20 protein-coding genes are annotated in these 24,044 nt (G+C 62.8%); 7 read left to right on the forward strand and 13 right to left on the reverse strand.

Annotated features, from left to right (window positions below; translation table 11 throughout):
- Nucleotides 1–258 precede the first annotated feature (258 nt).
- Nucleotides 259–477 carry a hypothetical protein gene (locus HDG39_RS19170; protein ID WP_184007694.1) on the forward strand — a complete coding sequence of 73 codons (219 nt, stop codon included), beginning with the start codon at nucleotides 259–261 and terminating at the stop codon, nucleotides 475–477.
- A 542-nt stretch (nucleotides 478–1,019) separates the two neighbouring features.
- Here the strand turns inward: HDG39_RS19170 and HDG39_RS19175 are convergent.
- A complete protein-coding gene (locus HDG39_RS19175) occupies nucleotides 1,020–2,120 on the reverse strand; it encodes an MraY family glycosyltransferase (RefSeq protein ID WP_184007696.1) in 1,101 nt (366 codons plus the stop codon).
- 248 nt (nucleotides 2,121–2,368) lie between these two features.
- Between HDG39_RS19175 and HDG39_RS19180 the strand changes: the two genes are divergently transcribed.
- Nucleotides 2,369–3,928, forward strand: coding sequence for a methyl-accepting chemotaxis protein (locus HDG39_RS19180; protein ID WP_184007698.1), 1,560 nt, complete (start codon nucleotides 2,369–2,371; stop codon nucleotides 3,926–3,928).
- Nucleotides 3,929–4,053: 125 nt separating this feature from the next.
- Here the strand turns inward: HDG39_RS19180 and galE are convergent, their stop codons facing one another.
- From galE to HDG39_RS19200, 4 genes are all read right to left on the reverse strand, one after another.
- Nucleotides 4,054–5,076, reverse strand: a complete 1,023-nt coding sequence (galE, locus tag HDG39_RS19185; RefSeq protein WP_184007700.1) for a UDP-glucose 4-epimerase GalE — start codon at nucleotides 5,074–5,076, stop codon at nucleotides 4,054–4,056.
- 13 nt (nucleotides 5,077–5,089) lie between these two features.
- Nucleotides 5,090–6,238 (reverse strand): glycosyltransferase family 4 protein, encoded by a 1,149-nt coding sequence (locus HDG39_RS19190; protein WP_184007702.1) that lies wholly within the window; start codon nucleotides 6,236–6,238, stop codon nucleotides 5,090–5,092.
- A 144-nt stretch (nucleotides 6,239–6,382) separates the two neighbouring features.
- Nucleotides 6,383–7,213 (reverse strand): glycosyltransferase, encoded by an 831-nt coding sequence (locus tag HDG39_RS19195; protein WP_184007704.1) that lies wholly within the window; start codon nucleotides 7,211–7,213, stop codon nucleotides 6,383–6,385.
- The gene (locus tag HDG39_RS19200; protein WP_184007706.1) at nucleotides 7,210–8,472 is read right to left on the reverse strand and encodes an oligosaccharide flippase family protein; all 1,263 of its coding nucleotides are present in this window, start codon (nucleotides 8,470–8,472) and stop codon (nucleotides 7,210–7,212) included. Before HDG39_RS19200 ends, HDG39_RS19195 begins: the two co-directional genes overlap by 4 nt.
- Nucleotides 8,473–8,814: 342 nt before the next feature.
- Here HDG39_RS19200 and HDG39_RS19205 point away from each other — a divergent pair, with 342 nt between their 5' ends.
- The 4 genes from HDG39_RS19205 (at nucleotide 8,815) to waaA (ending at nucleotide 13,754) form a co-directional block, all read left to right on the forward strand.
- Nucleotides 8,815–10,209, forward strand: a complete 1,395-nt coding sequence (locus tag HDG39_RS19205) for a phosphomannomutase/phosphoglucomutase (RefSeq protein WP_184007708.1) — start codon at nucleotides 8,815–8,817, stop codon at nucleotides 10,207–10,209.
- A gap of 176 nt (nucleotides 10,210–10,385) precedes the next feature.
- Nucleotides 10,386–11,387, forward strand: a complete 1,002-nt coding sequence (waaC, locus tag HDG39_RS19210) for a lipopolysaccharide heptosyltransferase I (RefSeq protein WP_184007710.1) — start codon at nucleotides 10,386–10,388, stop codon at nucleotides 11,385–11,387.
- A gap of 80 nt (nucleotides 11,388–11,467) precedes the next feature.
- The gene (gene kdoO / locus HDG39_RS19215) at nucleotides 11,468–12,352 is read left to right on the forward strand and encodes a Kdo hydroxylase KdoO (RefSeq protein WP_018419642.1); all 885 of its coding nucleotides are present in this window, start codon (nucleotides 11,468–11,470) and stop codon (nucleotides 12,350–12,352) included.
- A gap of 88 nt (nucleotides 12,353–12,440) precedes the next feature.
- On the forward strand, nucleotides 12,441–13,754 hold the full coding sequence (gene waaA, locus HDG39_RS19220; RefSeq protein ID WP_018419643.1) for a lipid IV(A) 3-deoxy-D-manno-octulosonic acid transferase: 1,314 nt from the start codon (nucleotides 12,441–12,443) through the stop codon (nucleotides 13,752–13,754).
- Nucleotides 13,755–14,095: 341 nt separating this feature from the next.
- Here waaA and HDG39_RS19225 read toward each other — a convergent pair whose 3' ends face one another.
- Nucleotides 14,096–14,332 (reverse strand): hypothetical protein, encoded by a 237-nt coding sequence (locus tag HDG39_RS19225; protein ID WP_184007711.1) that lies wholly within the window; start codon nucleotides 14,330–14,332, stop codon nucleotides 14,096–14,098.
- A 181-nt stretch (nucleotides 14,333–14,513) separates the two neighbouring features.
- Here HDG39_RS19225 and HDG39_RS19230 point away from each other — a divergent pair, with 181 nt between their 5' ends.
- Nucleotides 14,514–17,051, forward strand: a complete 2,538-nt coding sequence (locus HDG39_RS19230; RefSeq protein WP_221305793.1) for an N-acetylmuramidase family protein — start codon at nucleotides 14,514–14,516, stop codon at nucleotides 17,049–17,051.
- A 1,507-nt stretch (nucleotides 17,052–18,558) separates the two neighbouring features.
- On the opposite strand, the gene ureG is transcribed toward HDG39_RS19230, so the two are convergent.
- The 7 genes from ureG to HDG39_RS19270 all read right to left on the reverse strand — a co-directional run bounded on the left by ureG (nucleotide 18,559) and on the right by HDG39_RS19270 (nucleotide 23,937).
- The gene (ureG, locus tag HDG39_RS19240) at nucleotides 18,559–19,221 is read right to left on the reverse strand and encodes an urease accessory protein UreG (protein WP_184007713.1); all 663 of its coding nucleotides are present in this window, start codon (nucleotides 19,219–19,221) and stop codon (nucleotides 18,559–18,561) included.
- A 20-nt stretch (nucleotides 19,222–19,241) separates the two neighbouring features.
- On the reverse strand, nucleotides 19,242–19,922 hold the full coding sequence (locus tag HDG39_RS19245) for an urease accessory protein UreF (protein WP_184007949.1): 681 nt from the start codon (nucleotides 19,920–19,922) through the stop codon (nucleotides 19,242–19,244).
- Nucleotides 19,909–20,544, reverse strand: coding sequence for an urease accessory protein UreE (ureE, locus tag HDG39_RS19250; RefSeq protein ID WP_184007715.1), 636 nt, complete (start codon nucleotides 20,542–20,544; stop codon nucleotides 19,909–19,911). The genes HDG39_RS19245 and ureE overlap by 14 nt, the downstream gene beginning before the upstream one ends.
- 2 nt (nucleotides 20,545–20,546) lie before the next feature.
- Entirely contained in the window at nucleotides 20,547–22,253 is a 1,707-nt protein-coding gene (gene ureC, locus HDG39_RS19255; protein WP_184007717.1) for an urease subunit alpha, read from the reverse strand.
- 87 nt (nucleotides 22,254–22,340) lie between these two features.
- Nucleotides 22,341–22,646 carry an urease subunit beta gene (locus HDG39_RS19260; RefSeq protein ID WP_184007719.1) on the reverse strand — a complete coding sequence of 102 codons (306 nt, stop codon included), beginning with the start codon at nucleotides 22,644–22,646 and terminating at the stop codon, nucleotides 22,341–22,343.
- Between the two features lie 25 nt (nucleotides 22,647–22,671).
- Nucleotides 22,672–22,974 (reverse strand): urease subunit gamma, encoded by a 303-nt coding sequence (ureA, locus tag HDG39_RS19265; RefSeq protein ID WP_008923043.1) that lies wholly within the window; start codon nucleotides 22,972–22,974, stop codon nucleotides 22,672–22,674.
- Between the two features lie 150 nt (nucleotides 22,975–23,124).
- Nucleotides 23,125–23,937, reverse strand: a complete 813-nt coding sequence (locus tag HDG39_RS19270; RefSeq protein ID WP_184007721.1) for a transporter substrate-binding domain-containing protein — start codon at nucleotides 23,935–23,937, stop codon at nucleotides 23,125–23,127.
- Nucleotides 23,938–24,044: the final 107 nt, after the last annotated feature.

Below are 24,044 nucleotides of genomic sequence, written 5' to 3' on the forward strand. Positions count from 1 at the left end.
ACGGGCGTTCGTCCCGCGGGCACGATTCTCCCATAAGATCAAATCGGCGCCGTGTTGCAGTTGCGCGAGCCGATGTCTGTTTCACACGTTGGATTCGCGCGCCGGACGGTGTGCCGGGAGGTGGCTGATCGCTCCCGGCCGCCGCTATTCAGGGCGTCACAGACGGGAAGTGCTGAACGATCCTCAGGCGTATGCGCCACGGTGACCGGAATGCGTAGCGGCGCGCATAATATGTTTTTGGCGGATGCGGAGACGGATATGAGCGGAAAGGCATTTTTTGTCGGTGCGCACGAGTTTAGATTCAACGCTCCCAAGACATCGGAAGGTGCATGGACGGTAATGATCGTCCATATCGATCACAGCAAGACACCTCCGTCGCACAACCGTTTTACGGGCGACACCGTATATACGGTCGAGAGCGAAGCGCTGAGCTACGCCGAAGAGCTGGCGCATGAACTGGCGCGCCACATCGAGTAGCAGAACCGCACGCGAGCGAGGTTCCATCTCCTCGTGAACATGACGATCGAGCTCATTCTTGAGCGGGCGGGAAATGCTTCCATCGGGCCGGTACCACCGCTTGGAGTCCGATGCGAGAGCCGGTGCGCTACCGGCGCGGTGGGGTGAAGAGGCAGGCGGATGCGGGTGACGGCTTCGCGATGGCACCGACGAGCTACCGCTCCTGGGCTGTCTGGATTGAGCTGGGCACGGACGTCGCCAAGACGTGGGTGAACCTGCATCGATGCGCTAAAGCGGATATTGCCGTGTGTTCGTAATAGCTTCGTAGGAAGCGCATTCGGCGCGAATTCGCGTTTTGAAGAATTCCGATGAATTTCGCGTGCAAGAAGGATGCATTGCTCTATTTCGGACCGAACGAAACGGATTTCGAGTCAGCGCCGTGTCGGCCATTGGATACGGGCAGCTCATCAGGGCGTTTTCATGGACGTCGGGCCCCTTCAGACACCAGCGATCAATCGCGGGTCCGCAAATCAACGTGCGCCTTTTCGATCTCTGCTCGCGCCTCACCGCTTCCCCTTCCGCACCACCATCCACCGCGGCGACTTGAACCGCACGATGCTCACGTAAAGCCACACATAAGTCGCCGCGAACACCACAACGAAGCAGAACAGATGCAGCGTGTGCCGCCAGAACAGCGTCGCCGGCACGACCGCGATCAGGCACAGCAGCCACAGATACGGCGACGTCAGCGAGTTGCGGCGCGTCAGCTCGCGCGCGGTGCGCGCGCCGACCGCCCAGCGCATCAGCCGCTTGTAGACCAGCATATGCAGATGCACGCCATCCGGAATGCCCGGCGACATGCCGCGAATGAACTTCTTGCGGTAGATCGAGAAGCAGGTCTCGAAGATCGGGTACATGAAGAGCAGCACCGGATACCACGCGGATACGTCGCGATTGCGCATCACGAGCAGGATCGACAGCTCGGCGAGCATGAAGCCGATGAAGTAAGCACCGCCGTCGCCGAGAAAAATCAGCCCGGCCGGGAAGTTCCAGATGAAGAAGCCGAGCACCGCGCCCATCATCATGAACGACGCGGACAGCACGACCGGGTCGTGCACCTGGAACGCCACATACGCGAGCGACGCGAACATCATGAACGCGACCATCGACGCGAGGCCGTTGAAGCCGTCGATGATATTGATCGCATTGGCGAGCGCCGCGACCGCGAGCACCGTGACCACGAACGAGATCGCCGCATATGACAGCAGAAAGTCGAGCGGCGGCACGCTGATGCGCGTGACCGCGATGTCGAGAAAGAACCAGGCGAGCGCGGCGGCCGCCATCGTGCAGACAAGGCGTGCGAGCGGCGACACGCGCTTGGTCAGATCCTCGACGAGCCCCGAGCCGAACGCCGGCATGCCGCACGCGACCAGCCCAAGAATGCTGCCCGATACGGCCGGATACGCGCGATGCAATTGCACCGCGGAGACGATCAGCCCGACCAGAATCCCGATCCCGCCGATGCGCGGCACCGGACGCACGTGGAATTTCTGGACGCCGGCCAGATCGGTGTCGGTCGAGAACTTTTCATGCAGATGCGCATAGCGCACGATCAACAGCGTGATCAGCAGAGAGACGAGAAAGCCGAGCGCAAAACTAAGCATGAAAGTGGGCCTGAGCGAAGACGCGGAATTATACAAACGAAACGTGCGGCGGCCGGCGCGCGGCACGGGCGCGAAGCTTTCATCCAGGCCAGCAAAAAATCCCAGATAGCGAGACCGAAGCGGCCCGCGCAGGCCCGTGAGCGCTCGCTCCTCATGGATTCCCCCTATGCGGCGCGCGCGCGCCACAACCGTAAACCTGGATGCGACGAAGTGTAAGTCGCGCGCAACAAAGGCGTTCCGGAGACCCAATGCTAAATAACATCACAATTCGTGGCGGACTGACGCTCGTGATCAGCGTATTCGTCGCCTTCCTTCTGACGGTGATCGCTGTCGGCTACGGCGCGCTGAAGCTCGCCAACGACAGCCTCGACGACACGCAGCGCAGTGCGGCCGCGCTGTCGCATCTGAAGGCGAGTTCCGAGAAGCTTCTGCAGGTGCAACTCGCATTGGGCAGCTATCAGACCTTGTTCAGCGTCGGCAAGCAGACCGACGATCTGCTGCCGGCCGCGCACAAGGTGCTGCTCGAATCTAACAACGACTTCCGCAACTACATGGCCGGCCCGTTCGAGAGCGACGCCGAGCGCAAGCTCGCGCAGAGCGTCGGCGATGCGCGCGCCGCGCTCGTCGACAAGGCGATCGAACCGGAATTCAAGGCATTGACCGACTTCGACTTCAACACCTTCCGCAACATCCAGGGCGACACGGCGAACAGCCTGTACGCGTCCTACTCGAAAGCGATCGACGCGCTCGAAAAAGCGCAGATGGACGATCAGCATCAGCAGGCCGCGACCGGCGCGCGACGCTTCCAGCTCGCGACAGTGCTGTTCGGCGCGATCGCGGTGATTGCGCTCGTGATTGCGGTGGGCGCGCGCGTCGCGTTGTCGTCGGCGCTGATCAAGCCGGTCAACGCGACGGTCAAGCACTTCGAGCGCATCGCGGCCGGCGACCTGAGCGGCGCGATCAAGGTGAAATCGCGCAACGAGATGGGCCAGCTCCTCGGCGCGCTGACGCGGATGCGCGACGGCCTCGTCGAAACGGTCGGCAAGGTGCGCGGCAGCACGAGCGCGATCACACAGGGCGCGAACGAGATCGCCGCGGGCAATGCCGATCTGTCGGCGCGCACCGAGCAGCAGGCGGCCGCGCTGCAGCAGACCGCGGCGAGCATGGAGCAGCTGTCGGCGACCGTGAAACAGAACGCCGACAACGCCAAGCAGGCGAACCGCCTCGCGCACGGCGCGCTCGATACGGTCTCGCGCGGCGGCAAGGTGGTGTCGCGCGTGACGGAGACGATGGACGGCATCAGCCAGTCGTCGCGCAAGGTCACGGAGATCATCGGCATGATCGAGGGGATCGCGTTCCAGACCAACATTCTCGCGTTGAACGCGGCCGTCGAAGCGGCGCGCGCGGGCGAGCAGGGACGCGGCTTCGCGGTGGTCGCCTCGGAAGTGCGCAGCCTCGCGCAGCGCTCGGGCGCGGCGGCCAAGGAGATCAAGGAGCTGATCGGCGAATCGGCGGCGAAGGTCGAGGAGGGTGCGTCGCTGGTGTCGGATGCGCAGAAGACGATTCAGGAAGCGCTGACGGCCGTCGAGCGCGTGACCGGCGTGATGAGCGAGATCGAGGCGTCGGCGCTCGAACAGAGCGACGGTATCGAGCAGGTCAACAAGGCGGTGTCGCAGATCGACGAGGTCACGCAGCACAACGCGGCTCTCGTCGAGCAGGCGGCGGCCGCGGCGAAGTCGCTGGAAGAGCATGCGATGGCGTTGCGTGATGCGGTCGCGGTGTTCCAGCTGGAAGGGGCAACGGCGTAACGCGTTCAGCAGCCACGGCGCTCACCGTTCTGACGAGGTGAGCGCCAAAGCAAACGGCGGCGGCATCCGCGCTACGCGAATGCCGCCGCCGTTTTTTTAACGGGATGCGCTGGTGCCGAAGCGCTTTATGCAAACCCCTGCGGATTTGTGGACTGCCAGCGCCAGTGGTCCGCGCACATGCGCTCGATGCCGAACTGCGCGCGCCAGCCGATGATTTTCTCGGCCGCGCTCGGGTCCGCGAAACACTGCGCGACGTCGCCCGGGCGGCGCGCGACGATCTCGTACGGCACCGGCCGCCCCGACGCGTTCTCGAACGAGCGCACCACGTCGAGCACGCTATAGCCCTGGCCCGTGCCGAGATTGACGACGAAGCTCGCATCGCGCTCGACGAGCGCGTCGAGCGCGGCGAGATGCCCGCGCGCGAGATCGACCACGTGGATGTAGTCACGCACGCCGGTGCCGTCGGGCGTCTCGTAGTCGCCGCCGAACACGCGCAGCTTGTCGAGCTTGCCGACCGCGACCTGTGCGACGTACGGCATCAGGTTGTTCGGAATGCCGGCCGGATCTTCGCCGATCAGGCCACTTTCATGCGCGCCGACCGGATTGAAGTAGCGCAGCGTCGCGATGCGCCACGACGGGTCCGACACTTCGAGATCGCGCAGGATCTGCTCGGCGATCAGCTTCGATTGACCATACGGATTGGTCGCCGACAGCGGGAACGATTCGTCGATCGGCGAGCTCTTCGGCACGCCGTACACCGTTGCCGACGAACTGAACACGAACTGCTTGACGTTGCGATCGCGCATCACGCCGAGTAGCGTCAGCAGGCTGCCGACGTTGTTCGCGTAGTACTCGATCGGCTTCGCGACCGACTCGCCGACCGCTTTCAGCGCCGCGAAATGGATCGCGCCGGTGATCGGATGCGCATCGAAAATCCGCTGCAGCGCGGCTGCGTCGCGCGCGTCGTCCTCATAGAAGCTCACCGCACGGCCGGTGATTTTCTCGACGCGCCGCACCGCTTCGCGCTTGCTGTTCACGAGGTTGTCGATCACCACGACGTCGTAGCCGCCGTTCAGCAGTTCGACGCAGGTGTGCGAGCCGATGAACCCCGCGCCGCCCGTTACCAGAATCGTGCCCTTCGTGGTCATGCTGTTGCTCCCATTAAAGTAAAACACCCGTGATTTTTTGCACCAGGTCTTTATAGGTTTCGACGACCATGCGTTCGTCGAATTCGGTTGCGACTTTCTGCCGGCCGCGTTCCGCCATCGCGCGACGCTCCGCGCCGCTCATGTCGAGCATGCGCGCGAGACTCGCGGCGAGGCTCTGCGCATTGCGCACTTCGCACAGCAAGCCGTTGACGCCGTCGGCCACTACTTCGCGGCAGCCGGGCACGTCGGTGGCGACGATCGGCCGGCCCATCGCGGACGCTTCCATCAGCGTGCGCGGCACGCCTTCGCGATACGACGGCAGCACCACGCAATCGGCATCGGCGATGAACGGCCGCACGTCGTGCGCCTCGCCCAGATATTCGATCACGCCTTCCTGTTCCCACGCGGCGACTTCGTCGCGCGTGATCGCGCTCGGATTGTCGACGCCGACCGGCCCGAGCAGCTGAAAGCGCGCGTGGCGGTAGCGCGCGCGCAATTGCCGCGCGGCCTCGACGTATTCGCCGACGCCTTTGTCCCACAGCAGCCGCCCGATCAGCACGAAGCGAAACTCCGCGCGCTCGCGCAGCGGCGTGAACGCGAACTGCTCGAGGTCGACGCCCTCGCCGTGCAACAGCCGCGCGCGCTCCGGATGCACGAGCAGCTTGCCGTCGATGAACGCGGCCTGATCGTCGCGATTCAGGAACCACACTTCACGCGGAAAGCGGAACGCAAAACGATACAGCCTTTTGGCGATCTGCGCGGCGCGGCTGTGCTGGATGAACACGTAGCCGAGCCCGGTGGTGACCGCCACCGACTGCACGCCAGCCAGCTTCGCCGCGATCGAGCCGTAGATGTTCGGCTTGATCGTGTAGTGAAACACGACATGCGGACGGATGGTCCTGTACTGCCGATAGAGCGCGACGAGCGTGCGCAGATCTTCGCCCGGACTCGTGCCTTTCGACGCCATCGGCAGCTCGATGCAACGGCAGCCCATCGCGGCGAGCAACTCGAACGTGCGGTCGCGCGGCGCGAGCACCGTCACGTCGACGCCGCGCCCGATCAGCGTGCGGATCAGCCCTTGCCGATAGGTATAGATTGCCCAGGCCGTGTTGCAAACGAGTGTAATGCGTAGCGCGGGCGTCGACTTGAAAGAGGGCTTCATGCGAAAAAATGCCGGGCGTTGAATGAAGTGTGGACGATTGATACGAATACAGCGCCCTTACGATGCGGCGCGAAACTCAGCGAATGAAGCGACAGCGGCAACGACAGCGGCAACGACAGCGACAGCGCTCACACGCGGCGCGACTCAACGGCTCGCGCGCGGCGTGAGCAGCGCGCGCTTGACCCGCTGCAACGTGCGATAAGGCAGCATCAGATGCAACAGATTCTTCGCGAGGCCCAGCCAGTCGTACGGATTGGCCACGTTGAAGTAGCGCAACTGCAAACGCAGCGTCGAACCGATCTGCCGGCGCCGTTTCGTCGCGCTGATGCCGCCTTCGTTCAGCTCATAGAAAAGGCCGAGTTCCGACAGATTCGCGCAGTCGTAGCGTTCCATCAGACGAACGAACAGATCGAGGTCCTCCGCCGAACGATACGCGGCGCGGTAGTTGCCGACTGTGCGGACGGCATCGATACGCAGCATCATCGACGGATGCGCGAGGCACGAGCGGAAAAAGCGCTGGCGCCGGATCACGTTCGGCTCGGCCGGCGGCGTCAGCATGAAAAGCGGCTCGCCCGCGCGCGTGACGACCTGGGTCCACATGCCGAGGCCCGCCACGTTCGGATGCGCTTCCATGAACGCGCGCTGCTTCGCGAGCCGCTGTGGCACCGCGCGATCGCCCGCGTCGATGCGCGCCGCATAGCGAAAGCCGCGCTGCGCGAGCGCGTCGATGCCGGTTCGCAGCGCACGCTCGATGCCGCCGTTCTGCGCCAAGCGCAGCACTTCGATCTTCAGGTTCGGCAGCGTGGGCGCGACGATTGGCGGCGTGCTGCCGTCATCGACGATCAGTACGTGCACCAGCGCACTTTCTTCGAACGACGCGAGCGTAGAATCGACGTCCGCCTGGCCGTTATAGGCGGGTATCAGCACCGCGACGTCGTCGAGCGTGGTTTGCGCGGTGGCGGATGAATTCGTCATGGGCGCAATTTGAAACGGATGTAATAAAGATTGACCGAGACGGCCGCCAGATAGCCGGCCGCGAGGCCGACGAGCGCGCCATACGCGCCGAGCCGCGGGATCGCCAGCAGATTGACCGCGAACGCGACGGCGAGCGCGAGCAGCCACTTGGCGAGCAACACGAACTTGGCCTGATATTTGAGCACGACCAGATTGCCGATCGCCTCGACGCCGGCGGGCACCGACAGCCACACGGCCCAACGGAAGATTTCGATCGCGCCTTCGAAGTCCGGCCCGAACACACGGCGGATGATGAAGCCCGCGAGCAGATCGAGCACGAACGCGCCGCACACCATCAGTACGGCGGTCAGCGCGGTGAGCCGCCACATGTTGCGGCGCAGTTGCGCGATGCCTTGCACGCGATAGACGAATGCGGGCGCAATGGTTTGCGCGAGCATCAGCGCGAGCGTAATCCAGTTTTCATTCAACTGCTGGGCGGCCGAGTAGCGTCCGAGGTCGGCGAACGAAATCGCGCGCTCGAGCATCAGCCGGTCCAGTTTCAGAAACAGATACATACAGATCAGCCCGAGCCAGAACACGGTGCCCGCGCTCGCGAAGTGCCTGAAGAGCGAACGTTCGACATGCCAGCCCAGCTTGCCGCCATGCCGGCGCATGAAGTAGAGCAACAGCACCGCGCCGATCGCCGCCGATTCGAGCGCCCACAGCCAGCTGAAACGCGCGGGCGCGGCCGTCGCGCGCACCAGCAGATAGACGAGACCCGCCTTGATCACCGCGGTGCTCATGCTGGTCAGCAATTGCGGCTTGCTGTAGGTCATGCTTTGCAGCCACGCGTTGATCACGCCGACGAACGGCTCGCGAAACAGCATCGTCACCGCGAGGCCGGCGAGCATCGCACCGACGAGCGGTTCGAAGAAGTGCAGCGCAATGCCGAGCCACGTAAGCAGCAGCGCAACGGCCGAGACGGAAAAGCGCAACGCGAACGCGCTGCCGAGGACGGTGCCGAGTTGTTCGGGCGGCCGGTTGACGATGGTCGGTACGAGGATTTCCGCGCCGCAGACCCAGGTGATCGGCGACAGCACCAGCAGCAGCGTATTCGCGTACTGCCATTTGCCGAAGGTTTCGGGCCCGAAGTAACGCGCGAGCATGCCGCTGATCACGATTGCGACGCCGATCTGCGTGAGCCGCTCGAGACCCAGCCAGACGATGTTCGTAAACGCTCGGGTGACGTCGGGATTGGCGAAGCGCTTGAGTGTCAGCATCCGTTGGCCGCTCGCCGCTGCGCGTCGGTCAAGCCGCCTCGCACGGCCATGCATGCGGCGCTATGCGCATTCGCCCGCCCGGCCGGCAGCCACGGCAACTTTACAAAAGGAGGGCGTCTAAGCATTAGAATGGCGGTATTCAGGCTGGTCAGAAAAGCGCAATTATAAGTTGGAACCGGACCGCTTCCGGCAAGGGCGCATCGAGGCGCGGTAACACGTGTTTTTAACGCGAGTATTACCGTGGGTTTTAACGCGAATTTTTAACGCGTTTTTGCCGGCGATTGTTACCGGTCGAGGTCGGTGCGCAGGTCAAAATTTTCCATTGCACGCAAGTGAGCCAACATGATCTCCAAATCCATTTTCAAGGCGTATGACATTCGTGGCGTCATTGGCAAGACGCTCGACGCCGACGCCGCGCGTTCCATCGGTCGCGCATTCGGAAGCGAAGTGCGCGCGCAGGGCGGCGACGCGGTCGTGGTCGCGCGCGACGGACGCCTGTCGGGCCCCGAGCTGATCGGGGCGCTGTCCGACGGCCTGCGTGCGGCCGGCGTCGATGTCGTGAACGTGGGTATGGTGCCCACGCCGGTCGGCTACTTCGCGGCGAGCGTACCCTTGAAACTGGCGGGCGGCGAGCGGCGCGTCGACTCGTGCATCGTCGTGACGGGTAGCCATAATCCGCCGGACTACAACGGCTTCAAGATGGTGCTGCGCGGCGCGGCCATTTACGGCGAGCAGATCCTCGCGCTGCATCAGCGCATCGTCGACGAGAACTTCGCCGACGGCAGCGGCAGCTACACCGAGTACGACATCGCCGACGCGTATCTCGAGCGCATCGCGAGCGACGTGAAGCTCGCGCGTCCGATCAAGATCGTCGTCGATACCGGCAACGGCGTGGCCGGTGGGCTTGCGCCGAAGCTGTTCAGGAAGCTCGGCTGCGAACTCGTCGAACTGTTCACCGAAGTCGACGGCAACTTCCCGAATCACCACCCGGACCCGGCGCACCCGGAGAACCTCGAAGACGTGATTCGCGCGCTGAAGGAAACGGATGCGGAAATCGGCTTCGCGTTCGACGGCGACGGCGACCGCCTCGGCGTCGTCACCAAAGACGGCCAGATCATCTACCCGGACCGTCAGCTGATGCTGTTCGCCGAAGAAGTGCTGTCGCGCAACAAGGGCGCGCAGATCATTTACGACGTGAAGTGCACGCGCAATCTCGCGAAGTGGGTCAAGGACAAGGGCGGCGAGCCGCTGATGTGGAAGACCGGCCACTCGCTCGTGAAGGCGAAGCTGCGCGAAACCGGCGCGCCGCTGGCTGGCGAAATGAGCGGCCACGTGTTCTTCAAGGACCGCTGGTATGGTTTCGACGACGGCCTGTACACGGGAGCGCGTCTGCTCGAGATCCTCACGCGTGTCGCCGACCCGAGCAAGCTGCTGAACTCGCTGCCGAACTCGCACTCCACGCCCGAGCTGCAGCTGAAACTCGAGGAAGGCGAGAACTTCGAGCTGATCGCGCGTATGCAGCAGAACGCGAAGTTCACCGGCGCGGACAACGTCGTGAAGATCGACGGTCTGCGCGTCGAGTATCCGGACGGCTTCGGCCTCGCGCGTTCGTCGAACACGACGCCGGTCGTGGTGATGCGTTTCGAGGCCGACAACGACGCGGCGCTCAAACGCATCCAGGACGACTTCCGCCGCGTGATTCTCGCGGAGAAGGCCGATGCGAAACTGCCGTTCTGACGGCTGATGCGGCACGGCGCTTCGAAGTTCGTCAAGACGGCTCGAAGCTTCGCCGCTACCGAACGCGGCGCGGGTTGCCTTACCGCGCCGCGTTTTTCATGTCTTTCATGGACGGCGCGCTAGAATTGCGGTCCTTTCAACGCATCTTCGATGCCGGATAGCCGGTTTTCCCACTCTTGAGCGCGCAAAAGATACTGATCGTGAGGGTGTCGTCGCTGGGCGACGTCGTTCACAACATGCCCGTGATCGCCGACATCCGGCGCCGCCATCCCGACGCGCAGATCGACTGGCTCGTCGAGGAAAGCTTCGTCGGGCTCGTGGAACTCGTGAGCGGTGTGCGGCGCGCGATTCCGGTGTCGTTGCGGCGCTGGCGCAAGCGCATCCTGTCCGTCGACAACTGGCGCGAGATCGGCGCGTTTCGCCGCGCGCTCGCCGCCGAGCACTACGATCTGGTGATCGACTGCCAGGGCCTCATCAAGACCGCGTGGCTCGCGAACATGGCGCGCGGACCGCTCGTCGGCCTCGGCAACCGTACCGACGGCGCCGGCTACGAATGGCCGGTGCGCTTTTTCTACGGGCGGCGCGTGCCGATCGCGCCGCGCACGCACGTGGTCGAACGCACGCGTCAACTGGTGGCCGCGGCGCTGAACGATCCGCCGCCGCAACCCACCGACGACATCGACTTCGGCCTCGACACGGGCCGCGCCGCGCTCGCGCTGTCGCAGGCGAATCTGAACCTGCCGGTGCCGTACGTGGTGTTCGTGCACGCGACTTCGCGCGCCGACAAACAGTGGCCCGATGCCGCGTGGATCGAACTCGGGCAAGCGCTGGTGCGGCGCGGCGCGTCGATCGTGCTGCCGTGGGGCAGCGACGCCGAGCGCGCGACCAGCGAGCGGCTCGCGAAGGAGTTCGGCGCGGCCGCGATCGTGCCGCCGAAGCTGTCGCTGCCGGCGGTGGTGGGGCTGATCGATGGCGCGGCCGCGACGGTCGGGGTCGACACAGGTCTGGTCCATATCGCGGCGGCGCTGAAGCGGCCCACGCTCGAGTTGTACAATTTCTCGACCGCGTGGCGCACCGGCGGCTACTGGTCGCCGAACGTCGTCAATCTCGGTGCGGCGGGGCAGCCGCCTACGCTGCAGCAGGTGAAGTCGGCGCTTGCCGGCTTCGGGCTGTTGTAACCCGGGCCGGCAGGCATCAGCACCTGCTGCAACCTGTCGGTGCGCTTCGCCTTGCGCACCCTCCGTTCCAAAGGGCGACCATGAACGAATCCCAGATCATCGAAGTAGCGAACGCCGACTGGCACGGCTGCAACCTGTCCGTGCCGCGCGAGACGCTGCTCGCCGGCGTCGAGCGCGGCAAGGTGCTGTACTTCCCGAACCTGCGCTTCGCGATCGACGGCGGCGAGCAGGCGCTGCTCGACCCGGCGCTCGCCGATCCGAACCGCAAGAACATCAGCCTCGAACCGAACGGCGGCGCGCTGCATGGCGTGGCCGGCGATGCGGTCACGCAGTCGGCGGTGCGCGCGTTGATCGCGCGTTATCAGGCGAATGCGCGCACGCTCGTCGACGGGCTCTTTCCCGAGTACAGCGGCAAGCTGCGCGTCGCGCCGACGAGCCTGCGGCTGCATCAGGTCGAGACACGCGAAACCTCGTGGCGCAAGGACGATAGCCGTCTGCACGTCGACGCGTTTCCGTCGCGGCCGAATTACGGCGAGCGCATCCTGCGCGTGTTCACCAACGTCAATCCGCATGGCGTGCCGCGCGTATGGCGCGTCGGCGAGCCGTTCGAGGACATGGCGCGGCGCTTCCTGCCGCGTATCAAGCCGCAGATGCCGGGCTCCGCGTGGCTGCTGAACCTGCTGCATGTGACCAAATCGCTGCGCAGCGAATACGATCATCTGATGCTCAGTCTGCACGATGGCATGAAGGCCGACCTCGACTATCAGAAGACGAGCCCGCAACAAACCATGCCGTTTCCACCGGGCAGCGTGTGGGTGTGTTTCTCGGATCAGACCTCGCATGCGGTGATGTCCGGCCAGTTCATGCTGGAGCAGACTTTCTTCCTGCCGGTGAAGGCGATGGCGCAGCCGGAATGCGCGCCGCTCGGCATTCTCGAGCGCCTGAAGGGCAGGGCGCTGGTTTGAGCGCGGCGGTCGATTCAAGGGCCGGGCAGATGCCGGCCCGCATCGCGCGCGTGAGCGCGCTGCGCTTTCCGAATCGCGCGGGGCGCCGATGCTAAGGGCGATCTATCGCGCGCTCTGGTGGCTCATCGCGCCGCTTGCGGTGCTGCGTCTGTTGATCCGTTCGCGCAAGGAGCGCGGTTATCGCGAGCATATCGGCGAGCGCTTCGGTTATTCGCGCGGGCGCTTGCCAGAAGACAGCGCGCCGTTGATCTGGGTGCATGCGGTGTCGGTCGGCGAGACGCGCGCCGCGCAGCCGCTGATCGATGCGCTGATGAATGCGCGCCCCGACGCGCGCATTCTGCTTACGCACATGACGCCGAGCGGCCGCGCGACCGGCATCGAGATTTTCGGCGACCGCGTGTTGCGCAGTTATCTACCGTACGACATGCCGCATGCGGTACGGCGCTTCTTGCGCGTGTGGCGGCCGTCGCTCGGTCTCGTAATGGAAACCGAGGTGTGGCCGACCTTGATCGACGAGTGCCGTCGCGCCGACGTGCCGCTCGTGCTGACCAACGCGCGGATGTCGGCGCGTTCGTTCAAGCGCGCGGCGAAATTCGGCGGCGCGACGAAGGACGTGTTCGGCGGCTTCGCGCGCGTGCTCGCGCAGAGTCCGTCCGATGCCGAGCGGTTGACCTCGCTCGGCGCGCGCAATGTCGCGGTGCTCGGCAATCTGAAGTTCGACATGAGCACGCCGCCCGAACTCGCGGCACGCGGCCACGCATGGCGCGCGGCGATCGGCACGCGGCCCGTGTGGGTCGCGGCGAGCACGCGCGAGGGCGAAGAAGCGCTCGTGCTCGAGGCGTTCGCGGCGCTCGGCATCGACGATGCGCTGTTGATTCTGGTGCCGCGTCATCCGCAGCGCTTCAATGAAGTCGCGGCGCTCGTCGAGAAAGCGGGGTTGCGGCTCGAACGTCGATCGAGTTGGGCGCCCGATGCGAAGGTCGCGTCGGCGGCGCGCACCGCTGACGATGGCGTGGCGCCGCTGCCTCGCGACGTGAACGTGCTGCTCGGCGATTCGATGGGCGAGTTGGGCGCGTACTACGCGGCGTCGGATCTTGCGTTTATCGGCGGCAGTCTGTTGCCGCTTGGCGGACAGAACCTGATCGAAGCGTGCGCGGTCGGCGTGCCGGTGCTGATCGGGCCGCACGTGTTCAACTTCACGCAAGCCACCGCCGATGCGGTCGCGGCCGGTGCCGCCGTGCAGGTGCAGGACCCGGCCGATCTGGCGCGCGCGCTGCGCGAGCTGTTCGGCGACAAGTCGCGGCGGCTCGCGATGGGCGGTGCGGCTGCCGCGTTTGCGGCGAGGCATCGCGGGGCGACGGCGAGGACGGTGGATGTGTTGGCGGCGTTGTTGCCGGAGTAGGGGTGAGCGGGTTTCGTGCATGCGGCGTGTTGCATTTTGGTCGATGTGCAACGATTCCGCTGGACGTTCTCTCTGGCGATGCGATCAAACGACGCCACGAATCTCTCAAACGCCTTGCCATCTGTTCAGTCGAAAAGCTCGGCAGGAAATGGCTCTCCGGTGAGCTAGGCCACTCCGGAAAGTCCTGAGGATGCTGCGGCTTCTTTATGTCTTTTTTCTCACGGTGTTGTTTAGCCACAGCGTTGCGGCCATGCTGACGTGTTGCATCTCCAGAGATACACGATCGCTGTAACGATCGATGCGAAGCTCGGTACATCGATGCCGCGCCATGGTCCGGACAATCAGCTGCATCGCACGGAAAAACGTGCGAGCAGCGCTGTGATGCCGCCGATGTAGAGTCTGACGCGCGGCGAAAGCGTGCTGACGGTGGGCAGGCCTTCGACCGGCTGCCGTTCGACGCGTTGCGCTTCTGCCGGGAACAGGTCGAGGTGAGCCGGTGGAGCCTTGGCGAACCGCTGTTCCTGTGGCCGCAAGGATACGGCTGGGTGATACCCGAATTGCGGGTCTTGCTTGCGCATCTACATTTCGAGAGCGAACATCCGCGCGACTGAACTCCCGTAGCGCGCGACCGAACGCGCCGCAGCTTGCGGCAAAAGCGTTTGACAGTTGTTCGCTTAAATTCAGATGTCGGCTAATTGACGCTGCTTGTCTGTGTGTCATCGTGGTGCGGCCCTATTCATCCAGGAGTGCACCGAATCCATGACGCGCAAGTCGGTACCGCATAACCCGCAAACGCCACCACCGCCCAGCCTCAGGCAACTGGCATTTGCCTTTCCCTTCCTGCGCAAGGCGCAAGGCAATGCCCGACCGTCAGCCCAGTTCACCGATGAGCACGATATTTACCGGCTGCTCGCCGCAAGCGAGCCGTCCGGCGCGTATCTCGTCAGCCGCAAGGGCATGTGGCACGGCGGGGTTCACATCACCGAGGCCGGCGCGGGGCAGGCGTTGGACCTTGACGCCGGATTGCGATGCATTGCGGACGGCGTGCTGATCGCTTACCGCGCCAACAAGGACTACCCGGTCAGCGAGCTGGCAATGGAAGGCGGCAATGCCCCGTTTCAGGCTCCCTACAGTACGGGCTTTGCCCTCGTGCGGCACGAGATGGAGTTTCCGCGCGGCTCGAAGCTGACGTTCTACAGCCTGTACATGCACCTTATGTCGAACGCCGACTACGACAGCCATTTCCCGAAGCGGCAGAAACCGGCGTACTGGTCGCGGCAGTGGCGGGTAACGCAGTACGCCCAGGACAAGCCTCTGCGGGGTCGTGCTGGTCAGCTCGCGGACCCGGCGCAGGTAGGTTTGCATGTGCGCAAGACGCCCAACGGCTCCGTTCTTGGCATCCTGCCGCAGGGGGCGAGCGTCAGCATAGGCAAGACGGAGACGCTACAGGGTGCAGCATGGGGCCAGGTAACGGACCTGAATGGAACAACGCTGTATCCGCCTGAGGCAGGCGGCTATGTCGCGCCTTCCGTGGCTATCAATGGCTGGATTTACCTGGGCACGCAGAATGGCGGCCCGGTTGCCGAAGAGCGCATCCCTGAGTCGAATTTCGACCGTGTGATTGTCATCACGCATCAGACATGCAGCTCGGGCGATCCTCAGGGAACACGAGGCGGCGTCCCGATCAAGGCGGGCGACCTGATTGGCCACCTCGGCCGCTATGACTCGCTGAACGAGTGCACGTCCGGAACCCGGATGGCGCACATCGAGGTGTTCTGCGGCGAGGGGATCAGGCAGTTCATCGAGGCCGGACGCGCGTGGATCAAGACCAACTGTGCAAATCCGAAGCAGTGGAGTCAACTCGGTCTGCCCGCAGATCCGACGATCCTGCGCGTTGAGCGTGGAACGACTCTGTACCGTGACCATGGGCAACCCGGTCGGGATCCGAAACAGACCGATGTGATCCAGGTTTGCGCGTTTGCCACGCTGCCGCAGGATGCGGATCACCTGTTCATCGAAAAAGATCCCGGCGCCGACAGGGATAAGTGGCGCTGGTGGAAAGTGGACGCCACCGATGTGCAACGCAATCCGATCTCAGGGTGGGTTCGTGAGCAGAGCTTTGCCGGCGGTCGCGTTACCCGTGAGTTTTCGCAAAGCTGGATCGATTTCGGGTGCCATGACGGGGAGCACGATCCGACGCATACCATTTTCGCGACCACTGGCGACTATGTGGACTATGCGCTCGGAAGTGATGTGCCCGGTGCGGGTTCTCTTGGCAAGCTGAGTCCGCTCATGAGTTCACTCTACCGTGCGCTCTATCCAACCGGAGACGGCGTACACGCGGCGGACGACCTTTGCAGCGTAGGACGAAGCCCTCAGAATTCCGGATTTCCGTGGGTCGCGTTTCGGGCATCACGTCTCATCCCGAAGCACGAAAGCGAATGGGCCAACCCGGCAAAGTGGCAGGCGCTGATCAGTGCAATCGAGCAGCGCACCGGGCCAAAGCCTGAGCACGAAGAGGAAAAAAAGCGTATCGCGAAGCTTGTTTGGTGGGACGAGGTTGCGGCTAGAGTCCCTGGCTTTCCCGGCTCCGATGTGTATCACATCAATCCGATTGGGCTGGTGGGGAATTTTGGCCAAGGTTCAGCGCATCCGTTTATTACCATCCATGGACAACGAATCGAACTTCAGTTTTTACTGAAATCCAATGGCCAGCCGCTTAATGAAAAAGCCTATGCAGATGCCGCTACGGAGTTAGGGTGTGAGGTGCAAGCAATTAAGGCGGTTGCAAAAACGGAAACAGGTTCGTTAGGCCCGTACTTTAAACCCGACCAAGAATTGGCTTCGGGGGATGATTTGGTACCAACTATTCTCTTCGAACGACATCTGTTTCATCGCGCAACCCACGGTAAATACGATCAAAGCCATCCTCACATTTCCAATCCCCTGCAAGGCGATTATGGTAGAAAAACGGTTCAATACGAAAAATTAATGGAAGCATATGCGCTCGACTCAAATGCGGCACTGCTTTCTTCATCTTGGGGACGATTTCAGATATTAGGAAGCAATTTCAAGGCGACGGGCTTCCATAATGTCCAAGACTATGTTGCGTCGGTGAGTGAGTCTGAGCTTAATCAACTTCGGGCGTTTGTTTCTTTTATCAGGGCAGATCCGGTCTTGAAAAAGGCTCTGTCCAGTAAAGACTGGCATGGGTTCGCAGTGAGATACAACGGTCCAGCGCAAGAGGGCTACGATGAAGCTATCGCAAGAAATTATAGGGAGCTAGGTGGGCGATGAAATCAATAAAGTATGTAATCTGCGCGATGACGCTGTTTGGTGGCGCTTTTTGCGGGTTAGCTATAGCTGCGCCCTCGCTATGCAAGTCACCGGAATCTGTGGTTTTTTCCTGCTTGACTATGGCTTCAAAAACTATCGCGTTGTGCATGGATAAGCGCACTCAAACGATAACTTATCGATTTGGGAAGCCTGGAGAAATAGAGATGTCCTATTCTGCAAAACAAGGAGATGAGGCGGGATTTTATTATAATCACTATTTTCGACAGAATGTTGATTACACGCGGATTCATTTCATAAGGGCTGGGTACGAATACTCGATATTCCGGAATTATGACGCTACCGAATCTCAAGTTTCCAACTATGGTGTGGCGGTATCCAAGAATGGGGGAGATGAGCGGCAGATTAAATGCCAATCGCAAGTGATTGATAACATGTCAAGAATCCTTAAGCATTTGAGGTGCGATGAGAGTAGCGCACTTGGCTGCTCTTGAGCTTCATTGGCTTTGTTGCGATTAGCGCCGATGGTAAGATCACTCCTCCATACACATGCGATGTGTTCACGTCTATCCGAATGGGCTGTCGATGAATTTCCTGCGGGGTACCCATTCGCAACGTATTGCGGAAGCAGTGGGGGAAGTTGATGCTGCAAAATCGACAACTTGATTTCGCAATAAAATATTTGCCGCTCATCGCTTTGATTTTCGTCGCATCTATTGTTGCGAGGGCGGAATCGGTGAACGGAAGATTCTTCAATGGACAGACATATATCGGAGAGTATCTCGTCCCCGAGAGCGGTAGCGCGGATCGAGTGCGGGTTAGTCCCGTGGCGATAAAATTGAAGGTCGAGGAAGAAAAGAATCTTTTGCAGTATACGTAGGTTGCGGATGATCTTCCTTCAGTAAATGCAAGTGGTATGGGATTCCTGTCCATTGTCGTAAATTCAGACGGGATGGAGGAGAGTGTCACGTATAATTATGTGATCCCTAGTCATGGAGTGCTGACATCAATTGGCACCGTTCAAACGAATCTCCATCTTGGAAAAATCGAAAGCATCGATGCACGATCAAATAAAATTTTTCAAGAGATGAGGTTATTTTTGTTGTGAGGCAGATTGCTGCGTTTAATCCATCGGCGTTGTCAGAGCCATCAAATGCATATTCTGCGGCGATGCTGCTGCTTGGCCAGGGAAAATTTCTGGCGCCAGAGGACGAATTGAGGTTTTCGGCTCTTTGCGGGAACAAAGAAATATCCGATGATCCGGTCTTGTTGCAGGCAATGAAGAGAGTGATTGGTTGTGATGCTCAAGCCTATGGCAGTATTCAGGCGCCAAATGAGAGGGCGGTAGTTAGTAATAGGGCATTCTTTTTTAACCCCCCCCCAAAAAATCAATAAGCATTGAAAAATCTTACTTGATTAAATGGGATATGGATCAATTTCGAACGTCAAGACTAGGACCACGATCCGCCGCACACAATTTTCGCGACAACAGACATTCCCAAACCCACCCTCACACCTTCAACAACCCCTTCTTTTCAATAAACTTCACCACGTCATCAAGACCCTCGAGCACCTTCAGATTACACATCACAAACGGCCGCTCGCCGCGCATCTTCTTCGCATCGGATGCCATCACGTCGAGGTTCGCGCCCACCAGCGGCGCGAGATCGGTCTTGTTGATCACGAGCAGGTCCGACTTCGTGATGCCAGGTCCGCCCTTGCGCGGAATCTTCTCGCCGCCCGCGACGTCGATCACGTAGATCGTCAGGTCCGACAGCTCCGGGCTGAAGGTCGCCGCGAGGTTGTCGCCGCCCGATTCGATGAACACGATGTCCGCATCCGGAAAACGCGTGAGCATACGGTCGACCGCTTCGAGGTTGATCGATGCGTCCTCGCGGATCGCCGTGTGCGGGCAGCCGCCCGTCTCGACACCCATGATGCGCTCGGCCGGCAGCGCGCCCGCGACGGTCAGCAGACGCTGATCCTCTTTCGTATAGATGTCGTTCGTGATCGCTACGAGGTCGTACTGGTCGCGCATCGCCTTGCACAGCATTTCGAGCAGCGTGGTCTTGCCCGAGCCAACCGGGCCGCCGACGCCCACGCGCAGCGGCGGCAGCTTCTTCGTGCGGGTCTGGGTCGCGGTATGGGAAGCAGGATGATGAGGTGCGTTCATGATGGATCGTGGGAATCGTGTTACGAGCGGAAGAGCCGCGAATACTGCGACTCGTGGCGCGCCGACAGAATGCCGAGCTGCGGCGCGAACGTGTTGAGGTCGTCGCGCGAGGTCGCGAGCGCGCGGGCGACGGCCGCGTCGATCGGCTCACGCAGCGCGACGATGATGCGCTGCCCCGCGAGTTGGCCGAGCGGCACCGCCTTCAACGCGGCGGCGGCCTGGTTCTCGACCCAGCTGAACGCATAGGCGGCGAGCGCGGCGTCGACCGGAGCATTGTGAGCGTGGGCGGCGAATGCGAACGCGCTCGGCAGCGCGAGTGGCGTCAGCGACGCGAGCGTTTCGCGCCTCGCCACGTCGCCCCATTCGAGCGACACGCATAGTTGTCGCAGCGACCAGCCCATCTGCTCCGTTTCGCGGCGCAGTTCGGCGGACTCGCGGCTCGCGAGGAATTCGGCGTTGGCGTCGGCGAGTTCCACGGCGTCGTGCGTGCGCCAGCGTTCGATCTGCTGCGCGAGGAACGGCAACTCGCCGCGCGCGAGCACGTCGGTCAGGCCGCGTTCAATCCATATGCGCGCGGAGTCGGCGTCGGTGATGAGTTGCGCTTCGATCGCCGCTTCGAGTCCCTGGGAATAGCTGAAGGCGCCAATCGGCAGCGCCGGCGACGCGAGATGCAGCAGCGCCGTGAGTTCAGCGATGCGCATGGTGATGCGAGTGGTGTTCATGTCCGCACGTTTCGTCGTGCACGTGGTCATGGTCGTGATCGTGCGAGTGTGAAGAGCCCTCATGGGCATGAGCATGCTCATGCCCATGATGCTCACCAAACACCTGCTGCGCGATCGCATAGTCCTCGGCGAACGTCTCGTCGTGCCCATGCTTATGCCCGCCGCCATATGCGCCCGCCTCAGGCTGAAACGGCAGCGACACCTGCTCGACCGTCGCGCCGATGCGCTTGAGCATGTCGGCGAGCACCGGATCGTATTCGAGCTTCAGATAATCGGCGCCCACTTCGACGGGCGTATGACGATTACCGAGGTGATAGGCGGCGCGCGTCAACGTCAACGCGTCCGATGCGCGTACGACAAGCACGGCTTCATCGGCCGCAACGACACGCACGAGCCCGCCATCATCGGCGACGAGCACGTCGCCATCGCGCAGCACGGTGCCGCGCGGCAACAGCAAGGCGATTTCCTCGCCGTCATCGAGCGTCGCGGCGAGACGGCTCTTGCGACGTTCATCGAACGCGAGCGTCAACGTCGGCGCACGCTTGACGAGTACCGGCGCGATCTTCAGATGCGGCGCGAGAAGTTTGTTCAGTGTACGCATGATCAGAACAGGAAATAGCGTTGCGCCATCGGCAGCACGGTGGCCGGATCGCAGGTCAGCAACTGGCCGTCGGCGATCACCTGGTAGGTTTCCGGATCGACGCTGATGTTCGGGCGCCACGCGTTGTGAATCATGTCGGCCTTCGTCACGTTACGGCAGTTTTTCACCGCGACGATGCGTTTCTGCAAACCATAGCGTTCGGCCACATTCGCATCGGCGGCGAGTTGCGACACGAAGGTCAGCGACGTGCGGCCCAGCGCTCCGCCGCGCGTCGCGAACATCTCGCGATAGTGCACGGGCTGCGGCGTCGGAATCGATGCATTCGGATCGCCCATCTGCGCCATCGCGATCATGCCGCCCTTCAGGATCAGCGACGGCTTGATGCCAAAGAACGCCGGCTCCCAGAACACGAGGTCGGCCCACTTGCCCGGTTCGATCGAACCGACTTCATGCGCGATGCCGTGCGTAATCGCCGGATTGATCGTGTACTTCGCGACATAGCGTTTCGCGCGGAAATTGTCGTGGCGAGCGTTGTCCTCGGGCAGCGCGCCGCGTTGCACCTTCATCTTGTGCGCGGTCTGCCACGTACGGATGATCACTTCGCCGACGCGGCCCATCGCCTGCGAATCCGAAGAAAGCATCGACAGCGCGCCGAGATCGTGCAGGATGTCCTCGGCGGCGATCGTCTCGCGGCGAATCCGCGATTCGGCGAACGCGATGTCTTCGGCAATCGACGGATCGAGGTGATGGCACACCATCAGCATGTCGAGATGCTCGTCGAGCGTGTTGACCGTGTAGGGCCGCGTCGGATTCGTCGACGACGGCAGCACGTTCGCTTCGCCGCACACCTTGATGATGTCCGGGGCGTGGCCGCCGCCCGCGCCTTCGGTGTGATAGGTGTGGATCGTGCGGCCCTTGAACGCGGCGACGGTCGCTTCGACGAAGCCCGCTTCGTTTAGCGTATCCGTGTGGATCGCGACCTGCGTGTCGGTATCGTCGGCGACGCCAAGGCAGTTGTCGATCGCCGCGGGCGTCGTGCCCCAGTCCTCGTGCAGCTTCAGGCCGATCGCGCCCGCGGCGATCTGCTCGGTCAGCGGGGCCGGCTGGCTCACGTTGCCCTTGCCGAGAAAGCCGAGGTTCATCGGATAGCCGTCGGCCGCTTGCAGCATGCGTTCGAGATGCCACGGCCCCGGCGTGCAGGTCGTCGCATTCGTGCCGGTCGCGGGGCCGGTGCCGCCGCCGAGCATCGTCGTCACGCCGCTCGCGAGCGCTTCCTCGATCTGCTGCGGGCTGATGAAGTGGATGTGCGTATCGATGCCGCCCGCGGTCACGATCAGCCCTTCGCCCGCGATCACTTCAGTGGAGGCTCCAATCGCGATCGTCACATTCGGCTGGATGTCGGGATTGCCGGCCTTGCCGATCGCCGCGATGCGGCCGTCCTTGATGCCGATGTCGGCCTTCACGACGCCCCAGTGATCGAGGATCACCGCGTTCGTCACGACGGTATCGACGACCTCGGCATGCACGCGCTGCGACTGGCCCATGCCGTCGCGAATCACCTTGCCGCCGCCGAACTTGACCTCTTCACCGTACGTCGTGAAGTCGCGCTCGATCTCGATTAGCAGTTCGGTGTCGGCGAGGCGCACGCGGTCGCCGGTGGTGGGGCCGAACATCTCCGCGTACGCGCGGCGGCCAATGCGTAGTGTCATGGTGTGGGTCCGGAATGAGCTACAAGCGAGCGACAGGCAAGGCAAGGCGGAGCAGGGCGGTCGAAACGCCAGGGCGCGGGCAGCGCATCACAGCTTGCCCATCACCTTGCCGTTGAAGCCGTAGACGATGCGCTCGCCCGCCAGCGCGACGAGTTCGACCGTGCGCTCCTGACCTGGCTCGAAGCGCACCGCGGTGCCCGCCGCGATGTTCAGGCGAAAGCCGCGCGCCGCTTCGCGATCGAACGACAGCGCCTCGTTCACCTCGTAGAAATGATAATGCGAGCCGATCTGCACGGGACGGTCGCCGGTATTCGACACGACCACCGTGACCGTCGCGCGGCCCGCGTTCAGTTCGTGCTCGCCGTCGTCGATGAGGAGTTCGCCGGGAATCATGGGGCCTGCCTTGACGAAGAGGAGTTCAGGGAATCGGGTGATGGACGGTGACGAGCTTGGTGCCGTCGGGAAACGTCGCTTCGACCTGGATGTCGGGGATCATCTCGGGCACGCCCTCCATCACGTCGGCGCGCGTAAGCAGCGTGGTGCCATAGTGCATCACCTCGGCGACGCTCTTGCCGTCGCGCGCGGCTTCCATCAGCGCGGCGGTGATGAAGGCGACCGCCTCCGGATAGTTCAGCTTGAGGCCGCGCGCGCGGCGCCGTTCGGCGAGCAGCGCGGCGGTGAAGATCAGCAGCTTGTCCTTCTCGCGAGGTGTCAGCTTCATCGGGTGTGGGTCTCGGCGTTTGATGTGTCGTGGTCGCGTCGCGGAGACGGGGTCCTGGCGTCGCGCGATCAGCCGATTACGGTATCAAGTTCGGCTAACGGCGCGCTTACAACTACGTTTGCGACCGCGCATGCCACCGCGTCTGCAAAGTTACAGGTCGGCGGGCAGCGGTGCGCCGAACCACTTCTTCGACATCGCACCGAGCGTGCCGTCGTGTTTGGCCTGGGCGATCGCGGCATCGACCTTCTGTTGCAGGCGCGGCTCGTTCTTGTTCATGCCGACGAAGCACGGCGAGTTCTTGATCACGAACTTCGGCTCCGGACGGCGCGGCGGATTTTTCGCGAGAATCGCGGCCGCGACGATGTTGCCGGCCGCGATCAACTGCACCTGGCCGGACAGGAACGCGGCGATCGTCGCGTTGTTGTCCTCGAAGCGCTTGATCGTCGCGTTCGGCGCCATCTGCGTGAGACCGATTTCCTCGAGCGCGCCGCGCGTCGCGCCGACGGTCTTGCCGGTGAGATCGGCGGGACCGCTCACCTTGATGTCGGCGGGACCGAACACGCCCTGGTAGTACGGCGCGTACGCGTTCGAAAAGTCGATCACCTTCTCGCGCTCGGGCGTTTTGCCGAGCGACGAGATCACGAGGTCGACCTTGCCCGTTTGCAGATACGGAATGCGGTTCGCGCTGTTGACCGGCACGAGTTCGAGCTTCACGTTCATCGCTTTGGCGAGCAGCGCGGCCGTGTCGATGTCATAGCCCTGCGGCTTCATGTCGGGGCCGACCGAGCCGAACGGCGGATAGTCCTCGGGCACGGCGACCTTCAGCACGCCGGCCTTGGCGATGTTGTCGAGCGTGTCGGCGTGCGCGGAGCCCGCATGAAACGCGAGATCGGCGACGATGGGCAGGGCGAGCAATGCGGCCAGCAAGGCGCGGCGCGCGGAGCGGGAGAGAGTGCGGGTCATGGGCGTGAGCGGTGGTAGTGTCGTTGGAGTCGGGTCGTCGCTGGCTTCATCGTGGCCGGCCGCGAAGTGGCGAGTGCTACGCAAGCTGTGTGCCATCCCTCTGCGGC

Source organism: Paraburkholderia lebeckiae, from assembly GCF_014201005.1.
GTDB classification, from domain to species: domain Bacteria; phylum Pseudomonadota; class Gammaproteobacteria; order Burkholderiales; family Burkholderiaceae; genus Paraburkholderia; species Paraburkholderia tuberum.

What these genes read in the sequence shown, in the direction of transcription:
- ureG (WP_184007713.1), bottom strand. Translation starts at nt 19,221, where the DNA reads ATGAACGCACCTCATCATCCTGCTTCCCATACCGCGACCCAGACCCGC.
- HDG39_RS19170 (WP_184007694.1), top strand. Translation starts at nt 259, where the DNA reads ATGAGCGGAAAGGCATTTTTTGTCGGTGCGCACGAGTTTAGATTCAAC.
- ureA (WP_008923043.1), bottom strand. Translation starts at nt 22,974, where the DNA reads ATGAAGCTGACACCTCGCGAGAAGGACAAGCTGCTGATCTTCACCGCC.
- ureE (WP_184007715.1), bottom strand. Translation starts at nt 20,544, where the DNA reads ATGCGTACACTGAACAAACTTCTCGCGCCGCATCTGAAGATCGCGCCG.
- HDG39_RS19230 (WP_221305793.1), top strand. Translation starts at nt 14,514, where the DNA reads ATGACGCGCAAGTCGGTACCGCATAACCCGCAAACGCCACCACCGCCC.
- kdoO (WP_018419642.1), top strand. Translation starts at nt 11,468, where the DNA reads ATGAACGAATCCCAGATCATCGAAGTAGCGAACGCCGACTGGCACGGC.
- ureC (WP_184007717.1), bottom strand. Translation starts at nt 22,253, where the DNA reads ATGACACTACGCATTGGCCGCCGCGCGTACGCGGAGATGTTCGGCCCC.
- HDG39_RS19245 (WP_184007949.1), bottom strand. Translation starts at nt 19,922, where the DNA reads ATGCGCATCGCTGAACTCACGGCGCTGCTGCATCTCGCGTCGCCGGCG.
- HDG39_RS19200 (WP_184007706.1), bottom strand. Translation starts at nt 8,472, where the DNA reads ATGCTGACACTCAAGCGCTTCGCCAATCCCGACGTCACCCGAGCGTTT.
- HDG39_RS19175 (WP_184007696.1), bottom strand. Translation starts at nt 2,120, where the DNA reads ATGCTTAGTTTTGCGCTCGGCTTTCTCGTCTCTCTGCTGATCACGCTG.
- HDG39_RS19270 (WP_184007721.1), bottom strand. Translation starts at nt 23,937, where the DNA reads ATGACCCGCACTCTCTCCCGCTCCGCGCGCCGCGCCTTGCTGGCCGCA.
- HDG39_RS19195 (WP_184007704.1), bottom strand. Translation starts at nt 7,213, where the DNA reads ATGACGAATTCATCCGCCACCGCGCAAACCACGCTCGACGACGTCGCG.
- HDG39_RS19260 (WP_184007719.1), bottom strand. Translation starts at nt 22,646, where the DNA reads ATGATTCCCGGCGAACTCCTCATCGACGACGGCGAGCACGAACTGAAC.
- HDG39_RS19190 (WP_184007702.1), bottom strand. Translation starts at nt 6,238, where the DNA reads ATGAAGCCCTCTTTCAAGTCGACGCCCGCGCTACGCATTACACTCGTT.
- waaA (WP_018419643.1), top strand. Translation starts at nt 12,441, where the DNA reads ATGCTAAGGGCGATCTATCGCGCGCTCTGGTGGCTCATCGCGCCGCTT.
- galE (WP_184007700.1), bottom strand. Translation starts at nt 5,076, where the DNA reads ATGACCACGAAGGGCACGATTCTGGTAACGGGCGGCGCGGGGTTCATC.
- HDG39_RS19180 (WP_184007698.1), top strand. Translation starts at nt 2,369, where the DNA reads ATGCTAAATAACATCACAATTCGTGGCGGACTGACGCTCGTGATCAGC.
- HDG39_RS19225 (WP_184007711.1), bottom strand. Translation starts at nt 14,332, where the DNA reads ATGCGCAAGCAAGACCCGCAATTCGGGTATCACCCAGCCGTATCCTTG.
- HDG39_RS19205 (WP_184007708.1), top strand. Translation starts at nt 8,815, where the DNA reads ATGATCTCCAAATCCATTTTCAAGGCGTATGACATTCGTGGCGTCATT.